This is a genomic window from Candidatus Dactylopiibacterium carminicum (genome assembly GCF_014736495.1).
Lineage (GTDB): Bacteria > Pseudomonadota > Gammaproteobacteria > Burkholderiales > Rhodocyclaceae > Uliginosibacterium > Uliginosibacterium carminicum.
The window spans coordinates 125,555-136,487 of record NZ_MDUX01000002.1 but is presented as its reverse complement, the minus strand read 5'-3'; the positions used below and the strand labels follow the sequence as shown (position 1 = coordinate 136,487).

Genomic DNA, 10,933 nt, shown 5'->3' with positions numbered 1-10,933 from the left:
TGGCCAGTCGTTTCAGCGCCTTCTTGCATCTCGCATGCGCCTATATCTGGCTACTGTGAACACGCCCTAGCCTCCAACCAACGGCGTGCGGCTCGCTCGCCGGAGAACACCCCGATCTCGGCATCGGTGAAGAGTTGCGAAAGCCAGGCTCCCCAAGCCAGCAAAGGAGCGTCGGTAATCAGCGCTACATGACGGAAATCGCCTCTGTGGGCGCGGATGTAGCGCCATTCGCGTACCGCTACATCCAGTGACAGGCCATTCATGCCACGAAGGTCCAGCAACAGGTCGATGGGGCGGTTGAACAGGACACGATAGTCGGACGCTTCCTCGAAGGTCTTGCAGTCTTCCAGCGTAATGCTGCCAAAGGCACGGAGTTCTACGCGGTCGGACAGGACGTCGGTGGTGATCATGATGAACTCTCCTCCTTCGCAGGTTCCTAGTCTTTTGACTATAGGAAGTGTCCAGACGCTTTGCCAGATGACCGGCAGGCGTGCTTCCGGGCAAAAGAAAAGGCCGCGCGGGCGGCCTTTTCGGGAGAGGCTTGTTTGTTGCGGGATGATCAGGCGTGTACTGCCTCTTCTTCAAAATCGAGGCGGACCTTGCCATCGCTTCCCACGTCGATGGTCACACGGCCACCCTGCGCGAGCCGGCCGCACAGCAGTTCGTCGGCCAGTGCCGCACGGATGGTGTCCTGGATGAGACGGGCCATCGGGCGGGCTCCCATCAGCGGATCGAAGCCCTTGTCGGCCAGCCAGGCCTTGAGCGCCTCCGTGAAGGTGGCTTCCACCTTTTTCTCCTGCAGCTGGCCTTCCAGTTGCAGCAGGAACTTGTCGACCACCCGCATGATGATGTCGCGATCCAGCGGCTTGAAGGAGATCACGGTGTCCAGCCGGTTGCGGAATTCCGGCGTGAACATCCGCTTGATCTCGACCATTTCATCGCCAGCCTCGCGCGTGGCGGTGAAGCCCATGGTGCTCTTCTGGAGCGTTTCCTGCCCCGCATTTGTGGTCATGATGATGATCACGTTGCGGAAGTCGGCTTCGCGGCCATTGTTGTCGGTCAGCTTTCCGTGATCCATCACCTGGAGCAAGATGTTGTAGATGTCCGGATGGGCCTTTTCGATCTCGTCCAACAGCAGCACGCAGTGCGGCTTCTTGTTGATGGCCTCGGTGAGCAGGCCCCCTTGGTCGAAGCCGACATATCCCGGCGGCGCGCCGATGAGGCGGCTGACGGCATGGCGCTCCATGTATTCGGACATGTCGAAGCGTTGCAGCTCGATCCCCAGTGTATAGGCCAGCTGACGCGCGACTTCGGTCTTGCCCACGCCGGTCGGGCCGGAGAACAGGAAGCAGCCAATGGGTTTTTGCGGGTTGCCCAGGCCGGAGCGGCTCATCTTGATCGCACGGGTCAGTGCGTCGATAGCGGGATCCTGGCCGAATACGAGATTCTTCAGGTCGCGATCAAGGTTGGCCAGTGCAGTCCGGTCGTCATTGGACACCGAGCGCGGCGGAATGCGGGCGATGCGAGCCACGATTTCCTCGATCTCTCCCTTGCCGATGGTCTTCTTCTGCTTGCTCTTGGGCAATACACGTTGGGCGGCACCCGCTTCATCGATGACGTCGATGGCCTTGTCAGGCAGATGACGATCATTGATATAGCGAGCCGACAGCTCCGCGGCACTGGTAATGGCCGCAGCGGAATACTTGATACCGTGATGTTCCTCGAAGCGGCTCTTGAGTCCCTTGAGAATCTCGATGGTCTCGGCAACCGAAGGCTCAACCACGTCTACCTTCTGGAAACGCCGGGACAGCGCGTGATCCTTTTCAAAGATAGTGCGGAACTCCGTATAGGTGGTCGCGCCGATGCACTTGAGCTGACCTGATGAAAGCGCCGGTTTGAGCAGGTTAGACGCGTCCAGCGTGCCACCGGAGGCTGCACCGGCTCCGATCAGGGTATGGATTTCGTCGATGAAGAGTACGGCGTTCTGGTTTTCCACCAACTGCTTGAGCACGGCCTTCAGACGTTGCTCGAAATCGCCGCGGTACTTGGTGCCAGCCAGCAATGCGCCCATGTCTAGTGCATAGACCTGTGCTCCGGCCAGAACTTCGGGTACACGGTTCTCGATGATGCGCCGCGCGAGCCCCTCGGCGATGGCTGTCTTGCCCACGCCGGCCTCACCCACCAGCAGGGGATTGTTTTTGCGGCGGCGGCACAGCGTCTGGATGACCCGTTCAAGCTCCTTCTCACGGCCGATCAGTGGATCGATCTTGCCGACCAGCGCCTGTTGATTGAGGTTCTGCGTGTAGGCTTCCAGGGCACCTCCGGCGCCGCTTGGTTCGCCTTCGCTGCTTTCCGCGTTCTCGCTTTCGCTGGGCTTCGCCGGCGCAGGTGGCTGGCTGGCCTTGCTCACGCCATGTGCGATGAAGTTCACCACATCCAGGCGCGAGATGCCTTGTCGTTGCAGGAAGAACACCGCATGCGATTCCTTCTCGCCGAAGATCGCGACGAGGACATTGGCACCAGTGACCTCTTTCTTGCCCGAGGACTGAACATGCAGGATCGCACGCTGGATCACGCGCTGGAATCCCAGTGTGGGTTGCGTGTCGATCTCTTCCGAGCCGGAGACGATGGGCGTGTGCTCGGAAATGAAATTGCTCAGTTCCCGGCGCAGCTCGTCGACATTGGCCGCGCAGGCGCGCAGCACCTCGGCGGCAGAAGGGTTGTCCAGCAGGGCAAGCAGCAGATGTTCCACGGTGATGAACTCGTGGCGCTTCTGCCGAGCCTCGACAAAAGCCATGTGCAGGCTGACTTCGAGTTCCTGGGCGATCATTATGCTTCCTCCATCACACAGGCCAGGGGGTGCTGGTTCTGGCGTGCAAAACTGCTGACCTGCTCGACCTTCGTGGCCGCCACATCGCGTGGAAAGATACCGCACACGCCACGTCCCTCATGATGCACCGAAAGCATGACCCGCGTGGCGCGTTCGCGGTCCATGCCGAAAAACTTCTGCAACACGTGCACGACGAAGTCCATCGGAGTGAAATCGTCGTTGAGCAATAAGACCTTGAACAGCTTCGGAGGTTGCAGCTGGATCCGGACCGGTTCAAGAACGGCGGCAGATTGTTTCCGGGTTGTCATGAGCCCATTCTAAAGGCTTCAAGTCAGAGTTCAAGCACGTGAATATGGGGTTCCCAGCAGGGTTTTTCATGCCCAGATCAGAGGCTTCGATCATGATCGGCATGCCTTGGTTACCCGTTATCGAAGCAATCCATGTGCCCGGAGCTGAATGCCGGGTTTGTCCATGTCATGTGTCGCACATCCGCCACCTTGACCTTTCGCAGGCTTGACGCTCTTGCATGCTTGGCGTAAAAGCCGGTTGTGCTCCAGCACGGTGCTAAAACCGCGCGACACGATCCCGTTTCGGGGCAGTGGTGAGAAGCACACCCGTAAAAGCGGGATCGAAACTAAATCCAAAGGAAGAAGGAAAAGGTAAGAAGGTATGGCACAAGGTACTGTGAAGTGGTTCAACGACGCCAAGGGCTTCGGTTTCATCACGCCGGACGATGGTAGCGAGGACTTGTTCGCTCATTTTTCGGCGATCAACATGAATGGTTTCAAGTCGTTGAAGGAAGGCGAAAAGGTGTCTTTCGACGTTCTGCAAGGCCCCAAGGGCAAGCAGGCGTCCAACATCCAGCGCGCTTCCTGACAACATCTGCCCGTTTCGGGCAGGCCATCCAGCCCGCCGCATGGCGGGCTTTTGTTTTTTTGAAGAGGCCGCATGGCACGCATCATCCTGCTCAACAAACCTTATGGCGTACTTAGCCAGTTCACAGGAGATGCCGGGCAGCGCACGCTTGCCGAATGCCTGTCAGTGAAGGGGGTCTATGCTGCGGGGCGGCTGGATGCCGATAGCGAAGGTCTGCTGCTGCTCACCGATGACGGAGCACTGCAGCATCGGCTGGCCGATCCACGCCACAAGCAGGCTAAGGTCTATCTCGCGCAGGTTGAAGGCGTGCCGACGCCGGATGCAATCATCGCCTTGCAGGCGCCGCTGGATCTGGGCGATTTCGTCACACGTCCCTGCAAGGTCAGCGAGGTGCCCGAACCCGCGTGGTTATGGCCGCGCACTCCCCCCATCCGCGAGCGCAAGAACATTCCGACCAGTTGGCTGCGCATCGAGTTGCGGGAGGGCAAGAACCGCCAGGTGAGGCGCATGACGGCAAAGGTGGGGCTGCCCACGTTGCGTCTGATACGGGTTGCCATCGGCAATTGGCAACTCGGCGCGTTGCAACCAGGGCAATGGCGCGAAGGCTGAAGGCAGGGCTCCTGCCAAAATGCTTGCGGTAGGAGGATGAGTTCAGGGCAGAATGAGAACCTTCTGGCGAGTGCGAATCTGATCACCATGCGTGTCCTGCTGTCCTGTCTTTTGCTGTGGTTTTCCTCTTTGGTCCAGGCGCAGGCCGGACTTCCAGTCACCGAACTTGGCATCGGCATGTTCCGGGTCCAGGCAGAGGTTGCCGATACGCAGGGCAGCCGGGCGCGTGGGCTGATGTACCGGCGCACTCTGCCGGCGCACACGGGCATGCTGTTCGTTTTCGAACAGCCGGCCGAACAATGTTTCTGGATGAAGAACACCCTGTTGCCTCTGTCGATCGCCTTTATCGACGATGCGGGGCACATCGTGAATGTCGAGGACATGCAGCCCATGACCGAGACCAGTCATTGTTCTGCCAAGCCGGTGCGCTACGCGCTCGAAATGAACCAGGGCTGGTTCCAGAGCAAGGGGTTCGGGCCGGGAACGCCCGTGCGCGGGATCGTGCGCTGAGGCTTCAGAAGCAGTTCGTGATTTGCGTAGTAACCGGTTGGTTACTGCAGCTCAGAGCAATGCACTGCTTCGTGGAGCCTGCGCGTCCCGCAGATGGCTTCTCGCGACAGATTCTGAACAGCCTCTAGGCCCGACCGCGTCCCGTGCCGCCAAGCAGTACGGCTAGAGCGCGGGCTTGCCGCTCCTTGCGCTCGGGAGGCGTCGCAATGGTCGTTGCGGACTTGCCTGAAGCCGCTGCGTTGTATGGGCGATTGAAATCGAAACCGTCTGCGGCCACCTGGGGTGCCGGACGTGCATGTGAATGGCTACGCCGTTGACGACGCAGCTCTTCCTGCGTGGTGTCCGTTCCATAGCCGGGGATCTGCTGCTGCGGGATCTTGAACTTGATGAGTTTTTCGATCGCAGCGAGCTTCTGCTGCTCTTCGGGCGCCACCAGGGAAACTGCCGTGCCCTGCTTGCCGGCACGCCCGGTGCGGCCGATACGGTGTATGTAGTCTTCCGGTGTGGATGGCAGCTCGAAGTTCACCACATACGGCAGATCGTCGATGTCCAGTCCGCGTGCGGCTACGTCGGTGGCGACCAGCACGCGGACCGCGCCGGTACGGAATTTTTCCAGTGCCTCGGTGCGTTCGAGCTGGGTCTTGTCGCCGTGGATTGCGTCGGCGGAGATGCCTTCCTTGACCAGGTGGCGTGCCAGACGCGAGCAGCCGAATTTTGTGGCCACGAAGACCAGGGTCTGATCAAGGCCGTCGGCGCCTGCGTTGAGCAGATCGGCCAGCAGATCACGCTTCACATGGCTGGAGACCGGGTGAACCACGTGGCTGATGGTTTCCGACACGGTGTTTCGCCGCGCGACTTCGATCAGCAGCGGATTGCGCAGCATGCTGTCGGCCAGCTTCTTGATTTCTTCCGAGAAAGTGGCCGAGAACAACAGGCTTTGTCGCTTGGCCGGCAGCAGTGCGAGGATGCGGCGGATGTCAGGGATGAAGCCCATGTCCAGCATGCGGTCGGCTTCATCCAGCACCAGGAATTCCACCTGGGAGAGATTGATCGTCTTCTGTTGCACGTGATCGAGCAGGCGGCCCGGCGTGGCAACCACGACTTCGATCCCGCGGCGCAGCTCGGCGATCTGCGCATTCATGTCGACACCACCGTAGATGCAGGTGGAGCGCAGCGGCAGATGTTTCGAGTAGGTCTGCACGGATTCCTGCACCTGCATGGCCAGTTCGCGGGTCGGTGCGAGGATCAGGGCGCGTACCGGGTGGCGTGCCGGCGAGGTGCTGGTGGAAGCGTGCGGCGCCATGCGCTGCAGCAAGGGCAGGGTGAAGCTCGCGGTTTTGCCGGTGCCTGTCTGCGCGCCTCCCATCACGTCCTGCCCGGCAAGCACTACCGGAATGGCTTGCGCCTGGATCGGGGTTGGGGTCGTATAGCCGGCGTCTTCAACGGCGCGCAGCAGTTCGGGAATCAGCCCGAGATCGGCAAAACTCATGGAAGCGGGTGACCGTGCAACAGGCACGGCAAGGGTCGTGTCATCGAAGCTGGCGAGTATACCCGCGAGCAGGTGCTAACGTCTTGACAGTTTTGCAGTTTTATTGCTGTCCGGCGCAGGGATCTTCGCCAGGTAGGCGGTGACTTCCTCGCGGTCATGGTAGAGCTGGCGAATGCGCAGCACATAGTGGTCGCCATGCAGCCCAAAGCGCGAGGAAATCACCTGACGGCATTTCTTCAGTTCCTCGAAGCGCTTCTTCATCGGCAGCTTGAGGTTGAAGATGCAGCGCTTGGCCTTGCCGGAGGCAATCCAGTCTGAGACCAGCTGGGCAACGCGTGCTGGTTGCTCGACCATGTCGCAGACCACCCATTCGACCTGTTTGCGGGGAGCACGCCAGCTGAAACCATCGGCGCGCACGTGTTCGACCATACCGCTGGCAACCAGTGAGTCGGCCAGCGGGCCGTTGTCCACGGCGTAGACATGCATGCCACGTTCGCTGAACTGGAAGCTCCAGCCTCCCGGGGCTGCGCCGAGATCTACGGCGTACAGACCAGGCTTGAGACTTTGCGTGCGCTCTTCTTCCGTCATCAGCGCATCGAAGGCTTCGGCCAGCTTCAGCGTGGAGCGGCTGGGCGCATTGCGTGGCATGCGCAGGCGCGCGATGCCCATGGGCCAGGGCGAGGCATCGCCAAGGCGGGAAAGTCCCAGGTCGACCTGGCTGGAATCCTTGAACAGTAGGTGCAGTGTGGGCAGCTCTTCCTTGTCGCGCAGGATGCGTCTGGCCTTCAGCGTGCGTTCGATGTGCGGGATGAAACGCTTGAGAAAACCGGAAAGCGATTTGGCTTCATTGGTATCCGCGGTTTCCACATCGAGCCGCCCGACCTGGATTTCCTGCGCAGCGATGGCTTCGATCAGCGGTGTGACGCGATCTTCCTGCGGCATGTCGGCCACGCGCTCGATCCAGATGCTGCGCTGGCGGGCAAACACGAAAGCATCGAATGGTGCGGCTTCCAACGCCTCCTTCCAGTCTACGAGTTCGTGGAAGACGTAGTGCACGCAGCCGCTGTCCGCCGTGGTGCGCGCAAAGCCGCTGATGCCGCCAGCGCGGGCAAGCGATTCGGCTTCGGCGGTACATTCCTTTTCGAAGCCAGGGCGGCAGAGCAGCAGGAGTCCTTTGGCGGTGGGCGACATCATCGTGGGGTGCGTGGAAGAGGCGCGGATATTAGCGCAATTGCTGGTTGCCGCTGCCCGTATGTGGTCAGCGCAGACGTCGTGCCGGCGGTGCTGTCTCGACCGCAGGGCTGACTTCGACGGCCGGGGGGGCCGAAGCCGCCGCGGGCGCAGAGGCCGCCTGCGTGGCCGGCGTGATCTCGGGGCACACCGTAGGGATGTTGTTTTCGGCCATGTAGTTGTTCATCTCTTTCCAGCCAGCGAAGATCGAAGCCTTTTCTGATGAGGCGTTCAGCGCGAAGCAATCTTCCAGAGCACGCCCCGCATGGCGGCAGGCGCTCCCGATGGCACGCCCTTCGGCTTCGCGTGCCGCAGCTTCCTTGGACGGGTCGGGGATGCCCAGGAGCTCACAGGCGCCCAGCAGGAGGATCAGGGGAATCATGAGCAATGACTTCATGGTGGATCTCTCTTGTGCAATGCATTTCATAACGTCAGACCTCGTGTGGACTTGAACCGCCCGTCGCGATAGCCGCATCCCACGTGGCCGCTTTCCGGGATAATCCGTGACATTTTTCCGCCGCCCTGGAGTCTCCTCATGTTGTCCCGTCGTCTGCCAAGTTGTCTGAGCCTGCTTTCCCTGTTGATGTCCACCATGGCGCCCGCACAGGCGGCACTGGCCAAGCCGGTGGAGATCGAATTGACCCATCAGCTCGGTGCTGACAAGGGGGAGCAACTGCAGAAGCTGGTCGAGCGATTCAACGCCCAGAGCAAGGCCGGGCAGATCGTGCTGCGCGAAGGGGGCTGGGAGATCAACCGGCAGGCCGCGCTCGCGGTCCTGCGTGACAGCGATGCGCAGACCCTGCAGGCTGCGAAGCGGATCAAGCCCCTGTGGCAAGTGATGCGGGAAGCGGGGGCGAATCTCGCCACACTGCCGGTGCCGCCGATGATGGTGCCCAGCGGCACGGATTCGGCCAATCGGCTGGTGGCCTTGCCGGTCGGCCTGTCCAGCCCGGTGGTATTCCACAATCGTGAATTGTTGGCGCAGGCGGGAGTCGACGTGGAGGCATTGCCGCGTGACTGGCGCGGTTGGCAGGAGGTGCTGGGCCGTCTCTACCAATCGGGTGAGGCATGTCCGATGACAGTTTCGGAGCCGGTTTCCACACTGATCGAAAACGCTGGCGCCTGGAACAACCAGGCGTTCGTGAAAACGGCCAAGGGGGGCAAGGGCGAGCAGATCGCGGTCAATGGGCTGATCCAGGTGAAGCATCTGGCTTTGCTGACCACCTGGCGCAAGGCCAATTACCTACACTACTTCGGCCGCTCCAGCGAGGGTGAGGAGACGTTTGCCAACGGCGAGTGCGCGGTCCTTGCTGCGCCGTCATCGGCTTATCCTTCCCTGCGTCGCCAGGCGAAATTCACGGTCGGGGTGAGTGGCTATCCGTATCACGACGATGCCTACGGTGCGCCGCAGAACACCTGGGCTGACGGCCCGGCGCTGTGGGTCGCGGCAGGCCGCAGTGCCGCCGAATACAAGCTGGTTGCCAGCTTCATCCGTTTCTGGCTGGCCCCGGAGAGCCAGCTGGAATGGCAGGTCAACGCAGGCTATCTGCCCTTGAATCCTTCCGGCTTGCTCGTTGCACAGACCAGCCAGTTGCTGGCCGACGATCTCGCCGCGCAGCGCCTGGCCATTGCTCAGTTGACCCACAAGCCCGTGACGGCGGCATCGAAGGCCACGGCATTCGGCCATCGTCCGGGGGTTCGTGAGGTGATTGCCGAGGAGATCGAGTCCGTGTTCGCCGACCGCAAGCCCGCCAAGCAGGGGCTGGATGATGCGGTGCAGCGCATCGAGCGCCTGCGCTAAAGGCTTGCTGGCCCTACATTTGCTTGTGAAAACAGGGTGTTGAGCCAGCGGAGGTGCCTATAATCCGCTGCTTTTCAAATCGAGCCGGCCATGGCCGCTTTGCTGACGGGGATTTGAATCATGCTGGGTGCTTTTGTTGTGCTCTATCTGCTGGTGTCGGTGGGCATCGGCCTGTATGCGGCAACACGGGTCAAGAACTCCACGGATTATGTGAATACCGGGCGTAACCTGCCGTTCTACATGACCGTGACGACGGTCTTTGCCACGTGGTTCGGCGCGGAAACGGTGCTCGGTATTTCCGCCACCTTCGTGCAGGACGGTTTGCCCGGCATCGTGGCTGATCCCTTTGGCTGCCGCCCTGATCCTGTTCGGCTTCCTGTTTGCGTTGCCACTGTATCGCCGCAATCTGATGACCCTGGGGGATTTCTACCGTTCGCGCTTCGGGCGTACGGTGGAAGTCACCACATCCATCGTCATCACGATCTCCTATCTAGGCTGGGTTGCGGCACAGATCACGGCGCTGGGACTGGTGTTCCACGTGCTGTCGCAAGGCGGGATCCCGCAGAGCATCGGCATGATCATCGGCACGGCGGTGGTGCTCATCTATACGCTGTATGGCGGCATGTGGTCGGTGGCACTGACCGACTTCTTCCAGATGGTGATCATCGTCGTCGGCCTGATCTTCATTGCCTGGAGTGCGGGCGAGATGGCGGGGGGCGTCGATACGGTCGTGACGCACATGGATTTCGCCGGCAAGCTCGATCTCTTTCCCAAGGGAGGCGCGCTCGAGTGGGTGGCCTTCTTCGCGGCATTCTGCACCATGGCGTTGGGCTTCATCCCGCAGCAGGACGTGTTCCAGCGCGTGAACTCGGCAAGTACCGAATTCGGCGCCAAGTGGGGCACCATCGTTGGCGGCGGCGCCTATCTGCTATTTGCCTTCGTGCCGCTGTTCATCGCGTATTCGGCCGTGCTGATCGCCCCCGAGCTGATGGTGCATCTGGAAGACGGCGGTGATTCACAGATGATCCTGCCGCAACTGGTGCTCATGCATATGCCGATGTTTGCGCAGGTGCTGTTCTTCGGCGCACTGCTCTCGGCAATCATGAGCACGGCGTCCGGGACCTTGCTCGCGCCGTCAGTGACTTTCTCCGAGAACGTGTTGCGCGATTATTTTCCCGGCATGCGTGACAAGAAGTTCCTCGTCATGACCCGTATCGTGGTGGTGTGCTTCACCGCCCTGGTGCTGCTGTTCGCGCTCAACAGCGAGGCCACGATTTACGAAATGGTCGAACAGGCCTATTCGGTGACGCTGGCGATGGCTTTCACCCCTCTGGCGCTGGGCTTGTTCTGGAAGCGTGCCACCAATCAGGGCGCCATCTTCTCGATTTTCGCGGGGGGCTTCGTATGGATGTCGCTCCTGTTGCCCATGATCGGCTGGCTACCGGCGCCCGAGGCGTGGATTGAGCTGGCCAATCAGGTGCCGCCCCAATTCTTCGGACTGCTCGCCAGCCTGCTCGGCATGGTGGTGGGCTCTTTGCTGCCGCAGTGGATCCGCCATGATCCGCAGGGGCATCTGCAGCACGCCTGA

At 61.0% G+C, this 10,933-nt stretch carries 10 protein-coding genes and 1 pseudogene; 5 read left to right on the top strand and 6 right to left on the bottom strand.

Features of this window, described 5'->3' with window-relative positions; translation table 11 throughout:
* Positions 1-50: 50 nt before the first annotated feature.
* The 3 genes from BGI27_RS01350 to clpS form a co-directional block, all read right to left on the bottom strand.
* Positions 51-410 carry a SpoIIAA family protein gene (locus tag BGI27_RS01350; protein WP_095523112.1) on the bottom strand — a complete coding sequence of 120 codons (360 nt, stop codon included), beginning with the start codon at positions 408-410 and terminating at the stop codon, positions 51-53.
* A gap of 149 nt (positions 411-559) precedes the next feature.
* Positions 560-2,830, bottom strand: a complete 2,271-nt coding sequence (gene clpA, locus BGI27_RS01345) for an ATP-dependent Clp protease ATP-binding subunit ClpA (protein WP_095523111.1) — start codon at positions 2,828-2,830, stop codon at positions 560-562.
* On the bottom strand, positions 2,830-3,138 hold the full coding sequence (gene clpS, locus BGI27_RS01340; RefSeq protein ID WP_095523110.1) for an ATP-dependent Clp protease adapter ClpS: 309 nt from the start codon (positions 3,136-3,138) through the stop codon (positions 2,830-2,832). Before clpS ends, clpA begins: the two co-directional genes overlap by 1 nt.
* Before the next feature lie 361 nt (positions 3,139-3,499).
* On the opposite strand from clpS, the gene BGI27_RS01335 reads away from it, so the two are divergent.
* The 3 genes from BGI27_RS01335 to BGI27_RS01325 all read left to right on the top strand — a co-directional run bounded on the left by BGI27_RS01335 (position 3,500) and on the right by BGI27_RS01325 (position 4,825).
* On the top strand, positions 3,500-3,706 hold the full coding sequence (locus BGI27_RS01335) for a cold-shock protein (protein ID WP_095523109.1): 207 nt from the start codon (positions 3,500-3,502) through the stop codon (positions 3,704-3,706).
* Between the two features lie 72 nt (positions 3,707-3,778).
* Positions 3,779-4,315 carry a pseudouridine synthase gene (locus BGI27_RS01330; protein ID WP_095523108.1) on the top strand — a complete coding sequence of 179 codons (537 nt, stop codon included), beginning with the start codon at positions 3,779-3,781 and terminating at the stop codon, positions 4,313-4,315.
* A gap of 87 nt (positions 4,316-4,402) precedes the next feature.
* The gene (locus tag BGI27_RS01325; RefSeq protein WP_095523126.1) at positions 4,403-4,825 is read left to right on the top strand and encodes a DUF192 domain-containing protein; all 423 of its coding nucleotides are present in this window, start codon (positions 4,403-4,405) and stop codon (positions 4,823-4,825) included.
* Between the two features lie 124 nt (positions 4,826-4,949).
* On the opposite strand, the gene BGI27_RS01320 is transcribed toward BGI27_RS01325, so the two are convergent.
* The 3 genes from BGI27_RS01320 to BGI27_RS01310 form a co-directional block, all read right to left on the bottom strand.
* Positions 4,950-6,314: a DEAD/DEAH box helicase gene (locus tag BGI27_RS01320; protein ID WP_095523107.1), complete on the bottom strand. Its 1,365-nt coding sequence runs from the start codon at positions 6,312-6,314 to the stop codon at positions 4,950-4,952.
* 75 nt (positions 6,315-6,389) lie between these two features.
* Complete coding sequence (gene rlmM, locus BGI27_RS01315) at positions 6,390-7,508, bottom strand: 23S rRNA (cytidine(2498)-2'-O)-methyltransferase RlmM (RefSeq protein WP_223871526.1); 1,119 nt, start codon at positions 7,506-7,508, stop codon at positions 6,390-6,392.
* Between the two features lie 64 nt (positions 7,509-7,572).
* On the bottom strand, positions 7,573-7,941 hold the full coding sequence (locus BGI27_RS01310) for a hypothetical protein (RefSeq protein ID WP_095523106.1): 369 nt from the start codon (positions 7,939-7,941) through the stop codon (positions 7,573-7,575).
* Between the two features lie 138 nt (positions 7,942-8,079).
* Here BGI27_RS01310 and BGI27_RS01305 point away from each other — a divergent pair, with 138 nt between their 5' ends.
* Both BGI27_RS01305 and BGI27_RS01300 read left to right on the top strand, forming a co-directional pair.
* A complete protein-coding gene (locus BGI27_RS01305; RefSeq protein WP_095523105.1) occupies positions 8,080-9,345 on the top strand; it encodes an extracellular solute-binding protein in 1,266 nt (421 codons plus the stop codon).
* 120 nt (positions 9,346-9,465) lie between these two features.
* Positions 9,466-10,933, top strand: a pseudogene (locus tag BGI27_RS01300) (high affinity choline transporter 1).